This is a genomic window from Erwinia oleae, assembly GCF_000770305.1.
In the GTDB taxonomy this organism is placed as follows: Bacteria; Pseudomonadota; Gammaproteobacteria; order Enterobacterales; family Enterobacteriaceae; genus Erwinia; species Erwinia oleae.
The window spans coordinates 1-19601 of sequence record NZ_JNVB01000027.1 but is presented as its reverse complement, the minus strand read 5'-3'; the positions used below and the strand labels follow the sequence as shown (position 1 = coordinate 19601).

Sequence of the window (19601 nt, the reverse complement as noted above, 5' to 3'; positions counted from 1 at the left end):
TTTTTTTGTCCCAATGATGACAGATTTCCAGCACAATGCGATTAGGCGAAGCGTCGCCGATCTGCGATAATCTGCGCCCTTAAATTCAACCACCCAGAGAGAAGTGATGCAGTACCCGATAAATGAAATGTTCCAGACGTTGCAGGGCGAAGGTTTTTACACCGGCGTACCGGCAATCTTTATCCGCCTGCAAGGCTGTCCGGTAGGCTGTAGCTGGTGTGATACCAAACACACCTGGGATAAGCTGGCCGATCGGGAAACCTCGCTGGGGGATATTTTAGTCAAGACCGCAGAGAGTGATTTCTGGGGCGCGGCGGATGCAGAAGCGCTGCTGACGATTATTGTGCAGCAGGGCTGGACGGCAAAGCATGTGGTGATTACCGGTGGCGAACCGTGCATTCACGATCTGACGGCATTAACGCAGAAGCTTGAACAGAACGGCTACGGCTGCCAGATTGAAACCAGCGGCACGCACGACGTACTTTGCAGCGATAGCACCTGGGTGACGGTCTCGCCGAAGGTAAACATGCGCGGCGGCTACGACGTTCTTAATCAGGCGCTGGTGCGGGCCGATGAGGTCAAACATCCTGTGGCCCGACAGCGTGACGTGGAGGCGCTTGATGCGCTGCTGGCAACGCTCCAGGATGCTAAAAAACGCATTATCGCGCTACAGCCGATCAGCCAGAAAGATGATGCGACGCGGCTGTGCATTGAAACCTGTATCGCGCGCAACTGGCGTCTCTCCATGCAGACGCACAAGTATCTCAATATTGCCTGAGTCGCGTATTCATTTTTTCAATTTCCTGCACCGTGAGCGTGCCGACCGGATAGACGTAGCGCAGCGGTTCACCCGGCTGTGGTTGCTGCCGACAAAACAGCGCCAGCGGGTAGCAAAACGTGTTCAGCAGCGGTTCTGTGCCACTTTCTGCCGTGAAACTGAAGTAGCCTGCGTGTATCAAGCCCCAGGGATCGGGGCGCGGTATCAACTGCGTCAGCCCATCCAGCGCCAACGTATACTTTTCCTTTCTTAACTGAAGCGTTGAGGCCAGGTACTTCATCAGATGGGGCGAACCTGAGAACGCGCCAATCATATTGATGCCCAGCCAGGGCGCATCGCTGCTCAGCAGCGCCTTTACCTCCTCAAGCGGATGCAGTAAATGCGTTGGTGCAAGCACCAGACTCAGGCTGGTGCTGTAACCCGTCAGTTCGGTGAGGCTGTGGAGGTAAATTACATTTTCAGCGGGGTAGTGGGTGCAGAGCGGCGGGATCGCCTCTTGCGTAAAACCAAAGGTAAAGCTGGCATCGCTCTCAATAATCAGAGCATTATAGCGACGGCTCCACGCCAGCAAGGCCGCACGATTGCTCATGCTCATACGCGCGCCCGAGGGGAAATGGTTTGTCGGTGAGACACAGACAAAATCAACAGGATGCGTCGGCAAAGAGCCTGCCTCAAGGCCATCCTTACCGCTCCTGACAAAAATAATCTCATAATTCAGGGCGCTAAAAAGCTGGTAAATCTGGGGTGAACAGGGATCTTCCAGAACGACGGTTGGGCAGGGATTACGCATTTTACCGTACCAGGCGATAGCGGCCAGCGCCTCCTGCGGCCCCTGCATGAACAGCATATTTTCGTGCCGGGCGTCGATGCCGCGGGTAATTTTAAGGTAGCGAACAAAATTATGTTTCAACGCGGCGGCGTTCTTATGTTCCTCTCTTCCGCTCCAGTAAGTGTCTTTCACGTAGCTGAGATCTTTGCACCATTTTCTGATGAAGTGCGGAGGCAGCATGGCGTTATCGTGTCGGGAAAGTCGCCCGGCAATCGTGAGCAGGTTGGCATCGTCGGCTGATAAGGGTAAGTCAACGGTAAGTTGTGCTGGAGCGTTGCTGCTGTGCCCCGTCATCCCGCTACGCAGCACAACATAGCAGCTTCGCTCTCTGCCTTCGATATAACCGAGACTTTCCAATTCTTTATAGGCCAATACCACCGTGCTGCGAGAAACGCCGTAACGCTGGCTCATAATACGAATTGACGGAAGAATGTCTTGTTTACTTAATTGCCCGTTAATGATCATGCTGGTAATATTTTCGACGATGCTGTTCCTGACGCCGGTCGTATTAGTTGTTTCAATAATCATTTATTATTCCTCCCGTTTTTATGGATTTTGTCTTTTAAAATTACCAATGGCAATACATTCTTATTTCCTCGTTTTTTTAATTAGGGTTGCACGTAACGTAATTATGCAATGAACTCTCTGCTGCAATCGGCAGAGATGTTATCGCTGTCACGTCTGGCGTTTTATTGTGTCTGAAATATTTTTCTGTACTGTATCTTTGCCCTGCCTCTGTTCCTGGGTACTATCTGACACGACAAAGCTGCGAACAGGGTTTGTTCCTCATTGAACAGGTAGCATTTATTTATAACAATCTGATAAGGAAATTATTATGAAAGACATGATCCTTCTGTCATGTATGAAAACGTCAAATATCGTCTCCGACGCGCGCCAGAGCATAGTGAAATTTATTAATAAGCAGGATGGCGTGACGGCAATTGAATATGCTGTTATCGCCGTTGCGGTTACCGCTGCGCTGATGTCAATCTTTGGTGATGAGGGCAATTTTACCTCCGCGCTTAAGTCTAAGTTTGATTCTCTGACTGACGCTCTGAACGGTACTGGCTCGCAAAAATAATCAGTAATTAATTCTATAAGCGTGGTGGGTTTTGTATGGCAGGATGGCTGTTCATCTTACTGGTTCCGTTATTTATTGATGTCTGTTATACCGATGCGCGTTACAGAATAATCAGAAATCACACCACGCTGCTTGTTGCATTTCTCTGTGCCGGAGGCAGTTTTTTTTCTCCCGCCGGTTGTTTCTGGCTACCCGCACTGTGCATATTATTGGGAGGGTTTTTTCTGAGTTTGTTTAATATTATCGGAGCCGGAGATATTAAGCTGATGGCTGCGCTTGCGCTCTCTTTCGATGCTGAAACCACGCTGGCTTTTTTGTTTTCCACAGCGCTGGCCGGACTGCCGCTTATTTTTATTATTTTTATCCTCAACTTTTTTTCATCACGCTTTTACGGCAGAAAAAATAAGAAAAACCTCCCATATGGGATCGCTATCGTAAGCGGATACCTGGCAACGTCTCTTCTGCTCAGGGTACCAGCATGAACCAGAGATTATTAATGATTATCGCCGTTTTGCTGCTGGTTGTGGGCGTATGCGGACTGCTGCTCTTTTCGGGCGATGAGATACAGGAAGCGCAAACCGTGACCGTTTATACCGCCAGCAAGGCGCTGAAAAAAGGCGAGGCGCTGACCACGGAAAACTGGACGCGCACCACTAAAACGCCAGACAGTAATGAAACGTCGGAAAAAATGCCGGAAAGCCTGGAGGGCTACGTTGCCGCTGAGGATATTGCTCAGGGTGCAGTGATAACGCTGAACGCTATTACGCTTCCGATGCCGGTTAAATTTGAAAAAAAGCAGGATCATTTTCTTTATCAGATCGTCCTCAATCAGGAAGACAGCCTGCCGGTAGCCGAACTGAAAAAGGGTGAGCTGATTGATATCTATTTGCGCTATTACATTCTCAAAGACGGCCGGGGACAGAGTAAAAGCCTTGTCGATCGCGAAGGGAAGCCCATCGCAAAATCCGTGGTAAAAGTCATTAAGCTGTTAAGCAATAAGCGCTTTAACGCCCTCACACAAAGCGACATTGGCGACGTGCTCAACGGCAAAGGCGGCGCCCGTGCCCAGATTTCTATCGAGCTGAACAGTGAAGACAAATCCACCTTACAAACGCTCAGCCATATGGGCGAACTGCTGGCTTATCCGGCAAACGCGCCGGTCACGGCCGTAAGCGGCCGCGTCTCTATTCCTGAAACGATTACGGAAATCCGCGGGAGAAATGCAGGATGAGAAGGTGCTTTAAGCTCAATGGATTATTGTTCCTGACCGGGCTGCTGATAATCGTTTCCAGCGGGTTGGTTCATGCCGAAACCATTTATCTTGAAAAGGGCGGGGCGAGAACGGTTAAGGTCAGCGAGAGTATTGATACCGTATTTACCTCTAACCCGGACGTGGTCGATTATCAGGTGATTGGCGATCGCGAAGTGGTGGTTTACGGCGTGTCCAACGGACGCGGAGAACTGTTGCTCATTCAGTCGGGTAAAAGCCGTAGCATCACGATTCTGGTTGATCCATTAATCGGCCGCCTTGCTCAACAGGTACAGGATGAATTTCCCGGCAGCCAGATTGAATTAAAAAAGGTGGGCAATAACTATATCTTGGGCGGGACGGCAGCCGACGAAGAGATCCGTGATGCCATTCATCTGATGGTGGGCGAAGCGCTCGACCTGGAACGTGAAGCGCTGAAGACACAGCTTAAAAACAACGATCCTTCTGGTTTTAATATCGATGTCGATTTGAAATACGTCGACTATATCAGCTTTAAGAAGCTGCAAAATCGCATGAGGCTGCCGGTTGCGAATCAGGTTAATGTCAAAATCACCCTGGTTGAAATAAATAAATCCTATGCGGACAACCTCGGTATTGACTGGAAAGCGACCTCGCAGGTGGGGGAGTTTTTGCTCAGCAGATTTAAGTTTGATGCCAACAGCCTGGTAAGCGTTATTCATGCTATCGGCAATGAATCGCTGGCGCGCGTACTGGCAGAACCTAATCTCTCGGTTTTATCCGGCGAAACGGCAGATTTTCTGGTAGGCGGCGAGCTGCCAATTATTACGCGCACCGATAACGGCACCGAAGTCACCTATAAAGAGTTCGGTGTGAAAATGTTTGTCGCCGCAAAGGTTGAGAGCAGCCAAAAGGTGAAGCTTACGCTGGCACAGGAAGTCAGCTCTGTTGACGGGCAAATCTTAAGTGTACCGACGCTCAGATCGCGCAAGGCGCGCACCACAATTGAACTGGCCGATGGCGAAAGCTTTGTTTTGGGCGGACTGCTCAGCGAATCGGAAAGAGAGTCGTTGTCGAAAATACCTTTTATTGGCGATGTGCCAATTCTCGGCGCACTCTTTCGCCACACCGAATCGCAGCGCGAGCGCACTGAACTGGTGATGATTGCTACGGTAAATCTGGTCAGGCCGGTTTCTCCGCGCAACGTGATGCTGCCGGGCTATGTGCGCAGCACCATGCTTGAGCGCTTCTTTAATATTAACGCACTGGTTAAAAATAAAGGGCACCGTGAGGTGGTTCAGTTCATGGAAGAGAGTGGGTTCATTTATTAAGGAATAACCACCATGCAAAAAATACTTATTTTTATTACCACGCTGCTGTGGACGGTTATGGCGAGCGCCAGTAATGTCAGCGAGTTTACGCTCTACAGCCGCAACGATATCGATCGGGAAATACTTTCCGCCGAGGTGGTGAGCCAGTATCAGTTTCTCAGTGGAACCGTACGCGTTTCATGGCTGCGTAACGAGGCGGATAGTTTAGCCAGTCAGCTTAAACAAGCGTTGATTAAAGCAGGCGTCGCGGCCAGCGATATTATTATGGATAAACAGTATCCGGGCGGAAAAAAAGAGGCTGGCGCATTGCTCGTTGTCTCACTGGAGCGGGCCAGATTTCCTTATACCTGTGACTATCACCGTCAGTATTACGCCTTTAATACGGATGAAACAGTGGGCTGCGCCAGTGAAAATAATCTTTTTATGTCACTTCGCGACAGGCAGAAAGTTGTTTTTTAACGTTGAGGGAACGACGCCATGCTGCTTTTTCAAACGGCAAAAGATAAGAGCGAAAAGGAAGAGCCGATCTCTGTTCTGATCTCTCCCCGTACCGAGGTGATCAACAGCGTAACTACGCAGTTTGAGATGCGTGGCGCGGGCCGACTGGATAAGCATCAGGTCAGCCCTGACGCATTTGATACGAAAAAGCTCAGCGGTGAAATCAGCTATTTTATTTTTGATGTGCAGAGTGTAGAGGAGTGCGAGCGGTTTCTCGACAGAATTGAGCTGCTGTTATCCAAAGAGACCAGCTGCATTGCGATAGGCAATATCGATTCGCTGCTGCTGGCGTCCACGCTACAGGCGAAAGGCATTTACTACATTTTTTACCATCCCGATCAGATGCCGAAGCTGGGACAAATTCTCGACAGGCAAATCGATCGCATACAGATGAACCGTTCGTCGTTGAAAATCAGCATGCTGGGCTGTAAAGGCGGCGTGGGTAATTCGACGCTGAGCTACCATCTGGCAAAAAAGCTGGTGCAGGTACGACAAAGTTCGCTGCTGTTGGTGCAGGGCGCGGGCGGCACGCGCAATCTCGACCTTATCGCCCGCGGCGACATCACCAGCGACGTCATCAAGCTTCAGGAGAATCTCTTTGCGCTTTACGAGCAGCGCGAGCATCGCTGGGATTTCACGCTGCCTTTGTACGAAACCTATGATTTCGTACTTTTTGACCACCCAGTTCACAATGCGGAAGTGAATGAAATAGAGCACGCGCTGAACCACACGCACTGCGTGATCCTGGTCTGCAATCACGATCTGGCCTCTGTCCGTAACGCGAAAAAGGTTGTCGATTACAACCAGCATTTGCAGAACAGCGGGAGCGGCGTGAAGAAAATTTTTGTCTGCTTTAACGAAGCGCAACCGCGTATTGCAGGCGCGATCACCTCTCAGGAAGCCGGCAGCCTGATTGGACAACCGGTGGATATCGCCATCCCGTGGATTAAAAAAACCGGCGATCCGGCCAGTCCGCTGGAATTCAGCGGCAAAAACAACGAGCTGATCGCGCAGTTAACCCATCTCGCCCTGGGGCGCCGGGAAAATAGTCCTCAGGCGGGCAGCGCCCGCAGTTTATTCAGTCTGATTCGCAGGAAGCGATAATCGATGAAAAGTCAGTATGATGAGTTAATGCGCGGAATGCGCGCTTCGGTACTGCCGCGCCTCGATTTGGATATGATCGATCGTCTGCTTACGGATCGTACCGCGCTGGTAAAAGAGGTGGCTGGCGTAATCCAACAGGTCGGTCTGGAAACCAACCGCTATCTGCCGTCAGAAGAGATGCAGATACTCGCAACGGCTATCGCTGATGAAATCACTGGCGTGGGGCCGCTGCGTGAACTGATGGAAGACAGCAGCATCAGCGACGTGCTGGTTAACGGGCCGGACAATATTTTTGTGGAAACCGGCGGCAAGCTGGTAAAAACCAACAAACGTTTTATCGACAACGATCAGCTTACTGAGATCGCCAAACGGCTGGTAGCGCGCGTCGGGCGGCGCATTGACGAATCCCAGCCGCTGGTTGATGCACGTATGACCGACGGCAGCCGTCTGAACGTGGTGATCGGTCCTATCGCACTGGATGGCACCTCAATTTCAATTCGTAAATTCAGCAAAGTGTCGCGCACCTTTCATGACCTGGTGGCGTGGGGCTCAATGGATGAGCGGATGGCCAACTTCCTCTCCGTTGCGGCGCGCTGTCAGGTGAATATTGTTATCTCTGGCGGCACCGGTTCGGGCAAAACCACGCTGCTTAACGCGCTTTCCCAGCATATCGGCAACGACGAACGCATTATCACTCTGGAAGATGCGGCAGAACTCAAGCTACAGCAGCCGCACGTGGTACGACTGGAAACGCGCATGGCGGGGGTGGAAAACAGCGGCATGGTGAGCATGCGCGAGCTGATGATCAACACCCTGCGTATGCGCCCCGACAGGATCATCGTTGGTGAGTGCCGCGGCGGCGAGACTTTTGAAATGCTTCAGGCGATGAACACCGGTCACGACGGCTCAATGACCACGCTGCATGCCAATACGCCGCGTGACGCGCTGTCGCGTATGGAAAACATGGTGATGATGGCGAATCTCAGCCTGCCGATAGAAGCGATCCGCCGCAATATCAGTTCGGCGGTGAACCTGATTGTGCAGGCGTCGCGCCTGCATGACGGCTCACGAAAAATTACCCATATCAGTGAAATTATGGGCCAGGAAGGAGAAACCATCGTGCTTCAGGACATTTTCACTTATGAGGTGGATCACAGCACCGGGTCCGGCGGCAAGGTGTCCGGTAAGTTCGTGACGCCCGGCCTTTCAAGCCGATCGGCCGTCTACCGCAAGGCGGTAGAGCATGGTTGTGAAGGTTATCTTAAAACGATATTTGGCTGAGCCATTATGAGAAACCTCTTTGTTCTTATCCTCATTTTTGGTTTTCTCTGCATTTTTGTGCTTTTTCAGCGTCGCCACCTGACGCAGAAGGCAACGTCATGGCAGGGCAGGCGCGTCAGATCGTTAAATATGATGCTCAGCCACCAGCAGCAGGAACGGTCTGACGTGGCGCTGGACAGGCTGCGCCGTGCGATGGCCGACCGGCTCTACACGCTACTTAACGTGCTGGACTTCAAAGATAAAAAGTTGTTTGTTCGCAACCTCCTTATTCCTGCGGCTGGCGCGGTCGGCGTGACCATGGTTAACAGCAAATTTGTCGGCTTACCGCTTATGTGGGTGGCACCGGCGGGCGCCGTCACGGCTTATATGGTGTTCTTCGCTATTCTCAGCAAACGCAGGCGTAAAGAGTTCAACGTCAATTTTTCCGAGGCGTTAACCACGCTCAACGGCGCGATCTCGTCGGGCCGAACGTTTCTCCAGGCGATGGCGGATTACGCACTGGTCAGCGACAGCAAGCTTGCCCATGAGTTTGGCGTGATCAGCCGACGGCTGAATATGGGGGAAAATGCCGATCAGGTGTTTCACGACTCCTGGCAGAACTATCCCTATCGCGAATATTACTTTTTCATTGTGGCCATTCTGCTCAACGTGCGCGGCGGCGGACGCTTAAAAGAGGTGCTGCTCAAACTACAGCGATCCGTTGCCACCGGCGTGGCAATGGAGAAAAAGATGCTGTCGATGACTTCAGAAATGCGCATGGCGTCGAAAATCACCGGGGCAATCCCGTTTATTTTTCTGTTAATACTGAAATTTATCAACCCGCAGGACTTCGAGTACGTTATTTATCACGAAGACGGCAAAGTGATTCTCTATTATCTGCTCGGTAGCGTACTGACCGGCGCAGCCATCCTTAAATTCCTGATGAGGGGGATTTGAGCAATGAAAATTGTACTGGCTCTGTTGATATTCATCAGCACCGTGCTGCTGGCGGTCATGTTTTATCGGCAACAAAGAATAAAGCGACTTTCCGCCCTGATCAATTTTGTTGCCGAAGAGAACAAAGAGAAAAAAATACAGCAGCTAAAAAATAATCATGAAGCCGAAATGATTCTGGAGAAAAAGAATATTTTGCTCGGCATTGCGCGTAGATTCGACAGTAATATGTCCTGGAAAGCCGGATTAACTGCGGTCTGCATTACGGTTATCTGTCTTGCCAATTTACTGCTGTCGCTTGAACTGGATGATTCCAGCCTGGTATTAAGCGCCGTTATCGTGATGGTCATTGCCATTGTTCTGCCGGGCAAAATACGCGGCATGATTGTGAATCGCCGGGTGAAAAAAATGAGCAGTGAAATACCCTGGCTGGTGGATCTGCTGGCAGTCTGCGTGCAGTGCGGCATGAGTCCGGAGGCGTCTTTCCGTTTTCTCAGTGAAAAAATGGCCGGGATCAACCCGGACTTCACGCCGTTTCTTGAGCGTCTGGTCAAAAGAACCGAGGTCAGCGGCATGAGTGATGCTTTGAAGCGTTTCTACCTGGAGCTGCCCTCACAGGAAAACCGCATGCTGTGCGCCACGCTTGAACAAAGCCTGCAATACGGCTCATCGCTCTATGAACAGTTGATCACGCTGTCGCGCGATATCCGTGAAGTTCAGCTCCTCGCCGTCGAGGAAAAGATTGGCAAGCTGGGCGCAAAAATGAGCGTGCCGCTTATTCTGTTTTTTATGTTTCCGGTGGTGGTGGTTGTCGCCGTTCCGGGCGTTATGAGGGTACTGTCAAATGGATAAAAAAGTGCTGCCTGTTCTCGCTGTGCTGTTATTAATGCTTACGGGCTGTTCGCAAACACATTATCGCACCGACGGCAGTAGCGGTGGGGAGGCAAGAAAAATTGCCGAAAAAGAGCGAATTTTGCTTAAAACGCAGAATTACGAAGCGCTCATTCAACAGAATCGCGAACTGCTTAAAAAGAAAGAAGATCCTGACGTCCGCTTCCGCCTGGCGGAATACTACTATCTGGCCGGTAATTACAATTCCTCGCTGCATTATTTAAAAGAGTCGCTACTTAAATCGCCCGCCGCGCGGGTCTATCTTCTTCAGGGAAAAAACCTGATCGCGCAGCGAAATTATGACAGCGCGCTGAAGTTTATCAATATGGCTGCTCAGCGCGAGCCGGGTAATGCGGAAGCACTGAATCTGCGCGGCGTTATTCTGGCAAATAAAGGAGAGTTGAAAACGGCCATGGGCGCGTTTGAGCAGGCGCGTAATGCTTTCTATCCAGAAGAAAAGGTCATGAATAACATGGCACTGGTGCATATAGTCGAACGTCGCTATTCGCAGGCTATTCAGATGCTACTGCCCGTTTACCTGCGCGGCTATCGTGATAGCCACTTTACCCATAACCTGATTTTTGCGCTGGTTAAGGATGGCGACCTGCGCTATGCGAAGGAGATCATTAAGCGGGAAAATCTTTCACGCTATCCCGATACGCTGGTGTCCGCACTGTTTGAAGTGGAAAGTAATATGGCGCCGCTGTAGCGCGACATCTGAAGTGAGAAGCGCAAATGAGATCAATTTGTCAACGATTAACGCATTTTTATCGTGATAAAAAGGGTATAGCCGCAATAGAGTTTTCAATGGTTATTATCGTTTTTATATTTTTCGCCTTTTTTATTTTTGAAATCAGCCGTTATATGTTTGTCTCTTCGGCGATAGATTTGACGCTGGCTGAATCGGCCAGAATAACGTCATCGCGGTTACAGAAAAAAACGGACTATGCGGCCATTTTTCACGATACCGTTGCAGAACAAAGCCGTCTCTGGTCAACGTTTATTGATGGAGGAAATTATCACGTTACTATTTTGTATTGCCACTCAATCGGCCAGGCAATCAATGGACAATGTAATCAAAACGAGGCTGCCGGTAAGGCCCTGGCAATTTATGAGGTTCAATACGATTATCAACCGCTGCTTTTTAACGGCGCTGTACCGGGTTCGGAAAAATTAATTAGCGCATTAAAAAAATCATTAACCCGGCGGTTGGTATTCGTTCAGGAGTACGAAAGAGAGGAGATTTTCAGGGATGATGATCAATCTTAAAACGGCAGTTCGCGACTTTTCAGACGCAGTAGCGGGATCGATTCTTACTGAAGCGGCTTTTATATTCACGGTACTGGTATCGCTCTGTGTCGGCGCCATTGATTATGGCGGTTTTATCGCGCAAAGGGGGCGTATAGAAAGCGTTAGCTACTCCCTGGCCTCGGTCTTACGCGAACGTAAACATCTCTTTGACGATCGGGAAATGATTATCCAGGAAGATGTCGATCGGCTGGCGGCCCTGACGGCAACGCTTCTGGATCATCCGGAAGCGGCAAACTTCTGTCTCAGCGTGGAATCAGTGACGTTTCGGCCTGGTGAAGACAAAGTTGTGGAGAATTATCGTCGTTATAATGGTGGCATGGCACAGTGCAACAACACGCGTCCGGCAGCCCTGCTTTCCGATTTAACCGACCTGTCAGTCTGGAGTAACCGGCAGCGTTGGATTCCGATCTATCAACTCACCCTTATTGTACCGACCCGAAAAAGTAGCCTGCAAACGCTTAGTCTGCTCCCTGATGACATTAAGGCTGCCAGTATCGTTATACGCCGTTAACTTCAAGGATTGTTATGGGTTATCCACTCAGTTCTGTTCTTATATTTCTTAGTGCGTTATTTATTACCCAGGCGCAGGCGACGACACCGGTGAGCATTCTTGTTTTTATTAACTCAATCCAGCCGGAGCATAATAAACTGGTGCGGGAAATCCAGCATCAGCTCTATTTCAGTCAGCAGCTTCAGCGCAGGTTAAGCGTAACCATAATCGATATCAACACGCAGGGAGAAAACCTGTCAGGCCCGGCTGGATATATAAAAGACAGACAGGGGATCTGGGCAGAGAAATATCGCCCGGCAGAGACCCCCTCTCTTTTTTGTCTGAAGGGGAAAAAAGCGGTTTATATAAAAATGGCCTCGGCCAGGGAGATAAGATCGTGTTTGTGAGCAAACGGCACTTACGCAACGTTATTTACGGCACCACGGGCGCACTGGCACCCGCTTTTGCGGTTTTACTACCGGTGCTGCTCGGCATGCTGTCGTTAGGCATTGACGGTTCCAACGCGATGTCGCAGCGCGCACGCCTTTCCACTGCGATGGCGGAAGCGTCGATGGGGGTTGCCGCCGCCGGTAAAACGGCAATGACGGCAGAGGAGAGTCGGGAAACCAACGCGCTGATCGACCACTATCTGCGCTATTACATACCGGCGATGATCGGTAAGCCAGAAATAAAAATAGTGACGAGTAGCGATGCGGAAAATGAGTATGATTTGAGCGCGCTGAATTACCATTTCGCTGTACAGGTTAATGTCCCGTTACTGTTTCGCGCTATTCCCGGTTTAAATCGGGAGGTTACGTTGGGTATCAGCGAACTTAAAGTCAGAAAATTCAGTTCAATCGCCACGGATTATGTGTTTGTTATGGACTTTTCTGACAAACAAAGCGGTTTACAAATGGATGGGCTGAAACGAGTGGTAAAGCAAATTAGCCATGAAGTTATCGAAAATAATACCGACTCCAGAATAGCCTATATTCCCTTCAGCGTAGGTGTACCTGTGCTGTTGAAAGAAACCAATGAGCGGGGCGGGAGAAAAATTGCCTGTTCAATTTTGTTTGTCCCGACCCCTGAATACGCCATTAATTATGCATTCTGGGCTGATAAAAACCTGATCACCAGCCCTGACTGGAATGCCAGAATGTATGAAATGGACCGTTATCGTTATCAGTATTACAATGAGGTTGTCAGAATGGCCACGCCGGTTATACCGGAAACGCAAATGCAGCAGCGTTGGTGTAAAGCTAATAGCGAAAGCGGCAGAGCGGTTGGCCAATATCATCATTCCTGTAAAACAGCCAACGAACCTTACAGCGATATCTTTTCTGAGGATTCATCGAAAATTATCAAAGAGGAGTATCAAAAAGCGTTTCATGCATGGTCCCGACACAATGCCCTTATGACGATCATGCATCAGGCATCTGCCGACCTTGACGCAATGCTTGAAAAGATGTTTACCGATGAAGCGATAATCAATCTCCCCCTTCCATGGACGCCACTTCGTTATTATTACCGTACCTTTGACAATATGTGTCAAAGCGGCGGCTGGAGTATGAATTCAGGCGATATGGCCCATGCACAGCCAAAATCATGGATGATTGAATTGACCAATGATTTGCAGCGCCTTGAAAGCTTACAGACGATGACGCAGGCGGGTAAAGCGCAAATTTCCAGCGGCCTGCTCCGCTCGGTGCCGGTGATGGCAAAAGGTAAAAACAGACGGAAAGTTTTTATTCTTCTGCATGACGGGCAGCATGGCGGCTGGGATGGCGTCACTCAGGAGTTACTGAAGGAGAAGAACGTTTGTGGGAAAATTAAAGAAGGGCTGATCGCACGCGCGCAAACAAAAGATACTACGGTTGATATGTACTACATTTCCACCAGTTTTAGCGGAGAAAATGTGGCGATATGGGGAAGGCAGTGTGTGGGGAAAGAGCGCGCCACGACGGCAACGTCAGAAAAGGCGTTGATCGATATCCTGAGAGGTATTATTTCAGATGAAACGGGGCACTTTGCGAGCTAACAGCGTGGTCGCCAGAGCGACCTTGCTGACTTAGCCTTTATAAACGCATCCTGCCGTGCAGGTCTCTTTCACCATCACCGCACTGAGCAGCGGCAGCGCAGGTTTCACCCGATCCCAAATCCACTTCGCCAGCACTTCGCTGGTGGGGTTTTCAAGCCCTGGGATCTCATTCAGATAGTAGTGATCCAGTCGGTCATAAATCGGCCTGAATGCCGCTTTCAGCTCAGCAAAATCTATAATCCAGCCGGTGTGCGCATCCACTTCGCCGGTAATCTCAAGCCGCACCAGAAACGAGTGGCCGTGCAGACGGCCACACTTGTGGCCAGCAGGGACGTTTGGCAGATGGTGAGCCGCTTCGAACTGGAAATCTTTAAACAGCGTGGTGGCCATAAAACAGTCTCAATTTCATCACAAAAAAACCGGCGAAGTTTACAGGAAAATCCTTTCACACACACGGTTTTCTCCGCTGCGGGTGCTTTCAGGAAGCTGTCGACAAAGCGATTTTTATAACCTGTTGAAAGTTGAAGATTTAATTAACCGTTTTTGTCACTAGATATTATCCATAAAATCGTTAAGTCATTTTAGTTATTTATTATTACCAACCCTTATTTAATGGTTATTATCGTTGTCGTTACCCTGTGCTCAACATGCTGTTTTTACGGCCCGGCCCGATAATGGAACTTCCGACATAATGACAACTCAGGCACCTTCAGGCTCACTGCTTCCGCTCAGTCCGGAACAGCTCGCCCGGTTACAGGCGGCGACCGGCGATTTTTCAACCACCCAACTGGCCTGGCTTTCCGGCTACTTTTGGGGCGTGGTTAATCAGCACCCTGGCACGGCGGCGGCAAGCACGCCCGCACCGGCAGCCGTTTCTACTATCACCGTACTTTCTGCTTCTCAGACCGGCAACGCACGCCGCCTGGCTGAACAGCTACGCGATGACCTGCTGGCGGCGAAGCTGAACGTCAACCTGGTGAATGCCGGAGACTACAAGTTCAAGCAGATCGCCCAGGAAAAGCTGCTGATCGTGGTCGCCTCGACGCAGGGCGAAGGCGATCCGCCGGAAGAGGCCGTTGCGCTGCACAAATTTCTGTTGTCGAAAAAAGCGCCGAAGCTGGACAGCACGGCGTTTGCGGTTTTCGGTCTGGGTGACACCTCTTACGAATTCTTCAGCAAGGCCGGAAAAGATTTTGACGGCAGGCTGGGCGAGCTGGGCGGCGAGCGCCTGCTCGCCAGGGTGGATGCCGACGTGGAGTATGCCGCCGACGCCGAACGCTGGCGCAAGCAGATAACCGATATTCTGAAGGCGCGCGTGCCTGCTGAAGCGCCGGTGCAGGCGGTGGTAACGGCGGCGGGAAGCGTGAACGAAGTCTTCAGCAGTCCTTACACGAAAGAGGAGCCGCTGACCGCCAGCTTTGCGCTGAACCAGAAAATAACCGGCCGCAACTCAGACAAAGACGTACGCCACATCGAAATTGACCTCGGCGAGTCCGGCCTGCGCTACCAGCCCGGCGACGCGCTGGGCGTGTGGTATGAAAACGATCCTGTACTGGTGGCCGAACTGCTTGAGCTGCTGTGGCTGAAGGGCGACGAGAGCGTAGAGGTTAATGGCCAAACGCTGCCGCTCGCCGCTGCGCTGCAACAGCACTTTGAGCTGACGGTCAATACCCCGCAGATTGTTGAAGCGTATGGCAAGCTGTGCCGCGATGAAACACTGCTGTCGCTGATTGGTGAAAAGGCGACGTTGCAGCACTATGCGCAGACCACGCCGATTGTGGATATGGTGCGGCAGGCGCCGGTTGAACTGAATGCAGAACAGCTGGTCGCGCTGCTGCGTCCGCTGACGCCGCGTCTCTATTCCATTGCCACTTCGCAGGCGGAAAGCGAAAGCGAAGTGCACATTACCGTCGGCGCGGTGCGCTATGAGATTGACGGACGCCAGCGCGCGGGCGGCGCTTCCAGCTATCTCGCCGACCGGCTTGAAGAAGACGGCGAACTGCGCATCTTTATCGAGCACAACGATAATTTCCGCCTGCCTGCTAATCCTGATGCGCCGGTGATTATGATCGGGCCGGGCACCGGCATTGCACCATTCCGTGCCTTTATGCAGCAGCGCGACAACGACGGCGCATCCGGTAAGAACTGGCTGTTCTTCGGCAATCCGCACTTCACGGAAGATTTTCTCTATCAGGTCGAGTGGCAACGCTATGTGAAAGATGGCCTGCTGACCAACATCGATCTGGCCTGGTCACGCGACCAGCAACATAAGGTCTACGTGCAGGATAAGCTTCGCGAGCGCGGCGAAGAGGTGTGGCGCTGGATTGAGCAGGGCGCGCATATTTATGTCTGCGGCGATGCAAACCGAATGGCTAGAGATGTTGAGCAGGCGCTGCTTGAGATCGTGGCCGGGCACGGCGGCATGGACCTTGAAACCGCCGACGAATTTTTAAGTGAGCTGCGCATTGAGCGCCGTTATCAGCGAGACGTGTACTAATGACTGAAAAACATCCTGGACCGCGGGTGGTTGAAGGCAAGCTGACCGATGCTGAACGCCTGAAGAAAGAGAGCAACTTTCTGCGCGGCACCATTGCTGACGATTTGCAGGACGGCCTGACCGGCGGCTTTACCGGCGACAACTTCCTGCTGATCCGCTTTCACGGCATGTATCAGCAGGACGACCGCGATATTCGCGCCGAGCGCGCCGAGCAGAAGCTGGAGCCGCGTCATGCGATGATGCTGCGCTGTCGGTTGCCTGGCGGCATCATCACGCCGAAACAGTGGCTTGGCATCGATAAGTTTGCCGCTGACAATACGATTTACGGCAGTATTCGCCTGACCAATCGCCAGACCTTTCAGTTTCACGGCATTCTGAAAGGAAACGTGAAGCCTGCGCATCAGATGCTGCATGAAGTGGGGCTTGATTCGCTGGCGACCGCCAACGACGTAAACCGTAACGTGCTCTGTTCGTCCAATCCGGTGGAGTCTGAACTGCATCAGGAAGCGTATGAGTGGGCAAAAAAACTCTCCGAGCATCTGCTGCCGCAGACCCGCGCCTATGCGGAGATCTGGCTGGATAAAGAAATAGTCGCGACCACGGATAAAGAACCGATCCTCGGTGAAACCTATCTGCCGCGTAAATTCAAAACCACCGTGGTGGTGCCGCCGCATAACGATGTCGATCTGCATGCTAACGATCTCAACTTTGTTGCCATTGCCGAAAACGGCAAATTAGTGGGCTTTAACCTGCTGGTCGGCGGCGGGCTGTCCATCGATCACGGCAACAAAGCCACCTATGCACGCGCCGCCAGCGAGTTTGGCTATCTGCCGCTGGATAAAACGCTGGCCGTGGCGGAGGCGGTGGTCACCACGCAGCGCGACTGGGGTAATCGTACCGATCGTAAAAACGCCAAAACCAAATACACCCTGGAACGGGTGGGCGTGGAAACCTTTAAAGCGGAAGTGGAACGCCGCGCCGGGCTGACCTTTGAGCCGATTCGCCCTTATGAATTTACCACGCGCGGCGACCGTATCGGCTGGGTGAAAGGCATTGATAATAAATGGCATCTGACGCTGTTTATTGAAAATGGCCGCCTGCTTGACTATCCGGGGCGCCCGCTGAAAACCGGCATCGCCGAAATTGCGAAAGTGCATCAGGGTGATTTCCGCCTTACCGCCAATCAGAACCTGATCGTGGCGGGCGTGTCCGAAGCCGAAAAACCGGCCATTGAGGCGCTGGCGCGCGAGCACGGCCTGATGGAAAGCGTCACCGTGCAGCGTGAGAACTCAATGGCCTGCGTGTCATTTCCCACCTGCCCATTGGCGATGGCGGAAGCCGAACGTTTCCTGCCGCAGTTTGTTACGCGCGTTGAGGAGATCATGACCCGCAACGGCGTCGGTGATGAGCACATCGTGCTGCGCGTCACCGGCTGTCCGAACGGCTGCGGACGGGCGCTGCTGGCCGAGATAGGCCTGGTGGGCAAGGCGCCGGGGCGTTACAACCTGCACCTGGGCGGTAACCGTATCGGTACGCGTATTCCCCGCATGTACCGGGAGAACATTACCGAAGACGAAATTTTGTCTACCCTTGATGAACTGACGGGCCGCTGGGCGAAAGAGCGCGAGGCAGATGAAGGCTTCGGCGACTTTACTATTCGCGCCGGCATTATCAAACCGGTGCTTGACCCGGCCCGCGATTTTTGGGAATAACGGAGGCGTGATATGTCTGTACTCGATCTCTCTGCTCTGAACGGCCTGCCTAAAGTTGAGCGCATCATGGCGCTGGCTGAGATCAACACAAAACTGGAGAAGTTGTCGGCCCAGGAGCGGGTGCTGTGGGCGCTGGAAAACCTGCCCGGCGAGGCGGCGCTCTCCTCCAGTTTTGGTATCCAGGCGGCGGTGAGCCTGCATCTGGTGAATCAGGCGAAGCCGGGCATCCCGGTGATCCTCACCGACACAGGCTATCTGTTTCCTGAAACCTACCAGTTTATCGATACGCTGACGGAAAAACTGGATCTCAATTTGCAGGTCTACCGCGCCGCGCAAAGCCCTGCCTGGCAGGAGGCGCGCTACGGCAAGCTGTGGGAGCAGGGTGTGGAAGGCATTGAGCGCTACAACGACATCAACAAAGTTGAGCCAATGAATCGCGCGCTGCAAGAGCTGAACGTGCAGAGCTGGTTCGCTGGTTTACGCCGCGAGCAGTCCGGCAGCCGTGCGAGCCTTCCTGTACTGGCTATCCAGCGCGGCGTCTTCAAGATCCTGCCGATTATCGACTGGGACAACCGTCAGGTCTATCAATACCTGAAGGACAATGACCTCGGTTACCATCCTCTGTGGGATCAGGGCTATCTGTCAGTGGGCGACACCCATACGACCCGCAAATGGGAGCCGGGTATGGCCGAAGAGGAGACGCGTTTCTTCGGACTCAAGCGCGAGTGCGGCCTGCACGAGTAGGTATTCGCTGCACTGTCGCTATCAGGCATTTGCCGCCACTGTCTAAGGCGGCAGATGCTGGTTGTTATGTAATATAATTCTCTCTGCATTTTCACCTCGCCCCTCCTCGACTATCTCTTAAGTCAGACACTATTACGCCAGCTTGCCTGTCAGATAAACCGGTGCAATTTCCTTGTTTTTAATGCAGGTAGTAAATATATACAGGCGAAGTGAAGAAGAATGTTCTTAAAAAAAGGTTAGGAATATAAATTAATCACGTGGGAAGAGATAATACGTTAGTAAAAATAAGTTCGCGTCGTATTCCTCTTAAATTATTGATTTTAGTCAATATTATTTTTTACCTTTAATATTTTTTACCCGCAACTTACAAAAAATTACATTTGATGGGTTTATTAAATTTATCAAAAAAACAAAACTTAAATTGCAGTTGGAAAATTAAGCGCCCCAGCGGCACCCTGAGGAGATTATCTATGATCAGGAACTTTTTATTGCGCGCGCTATTTGCCCTTATTGCCGGAGCCGCATTGGGGGTAATCGTGGGTAAACTGTCCGATTATTTTCACCTGTCTTTATCGTTCGATCATATCGTCATCGGCATCGTCATTTTTATTGTTTTGACCGACAGATTACTTATATCCCGTATTTTAGTTCGACAGACTCATCATTAATCAACCTGAGAGGGTAAAATGCGAGAATTAACGGCATCAGAAATTGAATTCGTTTCCGGCGGTAACGCCAATTCTGGTTATGAAGGCGGATGTAGTTCTGCCGTCACTAATGGCGCAACTGACGGCGCGATCGCCGGCGCGGTCGGCGGCGCCGTAACGGGCGCGCTGGGTACGGTGGCTTCCGGGC

Annotated in this window: 19 protein-coding genes; 17 read left to right on the top strand and 2 right to left on the bottom strand. The window is 51.5% G+C overall.

From position 1 onward, the window contains the following. The first annotated feature begins 106 nt into the window (after positions 1-106). Entirely contained in the window at positions 107-778 is a 672-nt protein-coding gene (queE, locus tag GS12_RS10645) for a 7-carboxy-7-deazaguanine synthase QueE (protein ID WP_034946709.1), read from the top strand. Here queE and GS12_RS10640 read toward each other — a convergent pair. Continuing rightward, positions 765-2135, bottom strand: a complete 1371-nt coding sequence (locus GS12_RS10640) for a GntR family transcriptional regulator (RefSeq protein WP_034946706.1) — start codon at positions 2133-2135, stop codon at positions 765-767. The two genes, queE and GS12_RS10640, sit on opposite strands and share 14 nt — an antisense overlap. Positions 2136-2442: 307 nt before the next feature. Here GS12_RS10640 and GS12_RS10635 point away from each other — a divergent pair, with 307 nt between their 5' ends. The 13 genes from GS12_RS10635 (at position 2443) to GS12_RS10570 (ending at position 13793) form a co-directional block, all read left to right on the top strand. Continuing rightward, positions 2443-2688 carry a Flp family type IVb pilin gene (locus tag GS12_RS10635; protein ID WP_052118428.1) on the top strand — a complete coding sequence of 82 codons (246 nt, stop codon included), beginning with the start codon at positions 2443-2445 and terminating at the stop codon, positions 2686-2688. Between the two features lie 35 nt (positions 2689-2723). Further along, entirely contained in the window at positions 2724-3170 is a 447-nt protein-coding gene (locus GS12_RS10630; protein WP_034946704.1) for an A24 family peptidase, read from the top strand. Then, positions 3167-3919, top strand: a complete 753-nt coding sequence (locus GS12_RS10625; RefSeq protein WP_152601395.1) for an SAF domain-containing protein — start codon at positions 3167-3169, stop codon at positions 3917-3919. The genes GS12_RS10630 and GS12_RS10625 overlap by 4 nt, the downstream gene beginning before the upstream one ends. Beyond that, positions 3916-5247 carry a type II and III secretion system protein family protein gene (locus GS12_RS10620; RefSeq protein WP_034946698.1) on the top strand — a complete coding sequence of 444 codons (1332 nt, stop codon included), beginning with the start codon at positions 3916-3918 and terminating at the stop codon, positions 5245-5247. Before GS12_RS10625 ends, GS12_RS10620 begins: the two co-directional genes overlap by 4 nt. 12 nt (positions 5248-5259) lie before the next feature. After that, the gene (locus GS12_RS10615) at positions 5260-5706 is read left to right on the top strand and encodes a hypothetical protein (protein ID WP_034946695.1); all 447 of its coding nucleotides are present in this window, start codon (positions 5260-5262) and stop codon (positions 5704-5706) included. Positions 5707-5724: 18 nt separating this feature from the next. Continuing rightward, positions 5725-6849 carry a hypothetical protein gene (locus tag GS12_RS10610; RefSeq protein ID WP_034946692.1) on the top strand — a complete coding sequence of 375 codons (1125 nt, stop codon included), beginning with the start codon at positions 5725-5727 and terminating at the stop codon, positions 6847-6849. A 3-nt stretch (positions 6850-6852) separates the two neighbouring features. After that, positions 6853-8130, top strand: a complete 1278-nt coding sequence (locus tag GS12_RS10605; RefSeq protein WP_034946689.1) for a CpaF family protein — start codon at positions 6853-6855, stop codon at positions 8128-8130. 6 nt (positions 8131-8136) lie between these two features. Beyond that, positions 8137-9066 carry a type II secretion system F family protein gene (locus GS12_RS22995; protein ID WP_052118426.1) on the top strand — a complete coding sequence of 310 codons (930 nt, stop codon included), beginning with the start codon at positions 8137-8139 and terminating at the stop codon, positions 9064-9066. 3 nt (positions 9067-9069) lie between these two features. After that, positions 9070-9915, top strand: coding sequence for a type II secretion system F family protein (locus GS12_RS10595; RefSeq protein ID WP_052118425.1), 846 nt, complete (start codon positions 9070-9072; stop codon positions 9913-9915). Beyond that, positions 9908-10663 (top strand): tetratricopeptide repeat protein, encoded by a 756-nt coding sequence (locus GS12_RS10590; RefSeq protein WP_034946686.1) that lies wholly within the window; start codon positions 9908-9910, stop codon positions 10661-10663. Before GS12_RS10595 ends, GS12_RS10590 begins: the two co-directional genes overlap by 8 nt. A gap of 26 nt (positions 10664-10689) precedes the next feature. Then, positions 10690-11223, top strand: a complete 534-nt coding sequence (locus tag GS12_RS10585) for a TadE/TadG family type IV pilus assembly protein (RefSeq protein WP_084089663.1) — start codon at positions 10690-10692, stop codon at positions 11221-11223. Continuing rightward, positions 11207-11776, top strand: a complete 570-nt coding sequence (tadF, locus tag GS12_RS10580; protein WP_034946680.1) for a tight adherence pilus pseudopilin TadF — start codon at positions 11207-11209, stop codon at positions 11774-11776. Before GS12_RS10585 ends, tadF begins: the two co-directional genes overlap by 17 nt. A 505-nt stretch (positions 11777-12281) precedes the next feature. Continuing rightward, complete coding sequence (locus GS12_RS10570; RefSeq protein ID WP_235421129.1) at positions 12282-13793, top strand: hypothetical protein; 1512 nt, start codon at positions 12282-12284, stop codon at positions 13791-13793. Between the two features lie 30 nt (positions 13794-13823). Here the strand turns inward: GS12_RS10570 and queD are convergent, their stop codons facing one another. Next, a complete protein-coding gene (queD, locus tag GS12_RS10565; RefSeq protein WP_034946672.1) occupies positions 13824-14183 on the bottom strand; it encodes a 6-carboxytetrahydropterin synthase QueD in 360 nt (119 codons plus the stop codon). Between the two features lie 301 nt (positions 14184-14484). Between queD and cysJ the strand changes: the two genes are divergently transcribed. The 3 genes from cysJ to cysH are packed head-to-tail and all read left to right on the top strand — an operon-like array spanning position 14485 to position 18746. After that, complete coding sequence (gene cysJ / locus GS12_RS10560; RefSeq protein WP_034946669.1) at positions 14485-16290, top strand: NADPH-dependent assimilatory sulfite reductase flavoprotein subunit; 1806 nt, start codon at positions 14485-14487, stop codon at positions 16288-16290. Further along, the gene (gene cysI / locus GS12_RS10555) at positions 16290-18002 is read left to right on the top strand and encodes an assimilatory sulfite reductase (NADPH) hemoprotein subunit (protein WP_034946667.1); all 1713 of its coding nucleotides are present in this window, start codon (positions 16290-16292) and stop codon (positions 18000-18002) included. Before cysJ ends, cysI begins: the two co-directional genes overlap by 1 nt. Before the next feature lie 12 nt (positions 18003-18014). Further along, entirely contained in the window at positions 18015-18746 is a 732-nt protein-coding gene (gene cysH, locus GS12_RS10550; RefSeq protein WP_034946663.1) for a phosphoadenosine phosphosulfate reductase, read from the top strand. Positions 18747-19601: the final 855 nt, after the last annotated feature.

Bases quoted from the DNA above. Each gene is read 5' to 3' on its own strand.
- queE (WP_034946709.1), top strand. From the start codon at position 107: ATGCAGTACCCGATAAATGAAATGTTCCAGACGTTGCAGGGCGAAGGT.
- GS12_RS10640 (WP_034946706.1), bottom strand. From the start codon at position 2,135: ATGATTATTGAAACAACTAATACGACCGGCGTCAGGAACAGCATCGTC.
- GS12_RS10635 (WP_052118428.1), top strand. From the start codon at position 2,443: ATGAAAGACATGATCCTTCTGTCATGTATGAAAACGTCAAATATCGTC.
- GS12_RS10630 (WP_034946704.1), top strand. From the start codon at position 2,724: ATGGCAGGATGGCTGTTCATCTTACTGGTTCCGTTATTTATTGATGTC.
- GS12_RS10625 (WP_152601395.1), top strand. From the start codon at position 3,167: ATGAACCAGAGATTATTAATGATTATCGCCGTTTTGCTGCTGGTTGTG.
- GS12_RS10620 (WP_034946698.1), top strand. From the start codon at position 3,916: ATGAGAAGGTGCTTTAAGCTCAATGGATTATTGTTCCTGACCGGGCTG.
- GS12_RS10615 (WP_034946695.1), top strand. From the start codon at position 5,260: ATGCAAAAAATACTTATTTTTATTACCACGCTGCTGTGGACGGTTATG.
- GS12_RS10610 (WP_034946692.1), top strand. From the start codon at position 5,725: ATGCTGCTTTTTCAAACGGCAAAAGATAAGAGCGAAAAGGAAGAGCCG.
- GS12_RS10605 (WP_034946689.1), top strand. From the start codon at position 6,853: ATGAAAAGTCAGTATGATGAGTTAATGCGCGGAATGCGCGCTTCGGTA.
- GS12_RS22995 (WP_052118426.1), top strand. From the start codon at position 8,137: ATGAGAAACCTCTTTGTTCTTATCCTCATTTTTGGTTTTCTCTGCATT.
- GS12_RS10595 (WP_052118425.1), top strand. From the start codon at position 9,070: ATGAAAATTGTACTGGCTCTGTTGATATTCATCAGCACCGTGCTGCTG.
- GS12_RS10590 (WP_034946686.1), top strand. From the start codon at position 9,908: ATGGATAAAAAAGTGCTGCCTGTTCTCGCTGTGCTGTTATTAATGCTT.
- GS12_RS10585 (WP_084089663.1), top strand. From the start codon at position 10,690: ATGAGATCAATTTGTCAACGATTAACGCATTTTTATCGTGATAAAAAG.
- tadF (WP_034946680.1), top strand. From the start codon at position 11,207: ATGATGATCAATCTTAAAACGGCAGTTCGCGACTTTTCAGACGCAGTA.
- GS12_RS10570 (WP_235421129.1), top strand. From the start codon at position 12,282: ATGTCGCAGCGCGCACGCCTTTCCACTGCGATGGCGGAAGCGTCGATG.
- queD (WP_034946672.1), bottom strand. From the start codon at position 14,183: ATGGCCACCACGCTGTTTAAAGATTTCCAGTTCGAAGCGGCTCACCAT.
- cysJ (WP_034946669.1), top strand. From the start codon at position 14,485: ATGACAACTCAGGCACCTTCAGGCTCACTGCTTCCGCTCAGTCCGGAA.
- cysI (WP_034946667.1), top strand. From the start codon at position 16,290: ATGACTGAAAAACATCCTGGACCGCGGGTGGTTGAAGGCAAGCTGACC.
- cysH (WP_034946663.1), top strand. From the start codon at position 18,015: ATGTCTGTACTCGATCTCTCTGCTCTGAACGGCCTGCCTAAAGTTGAG.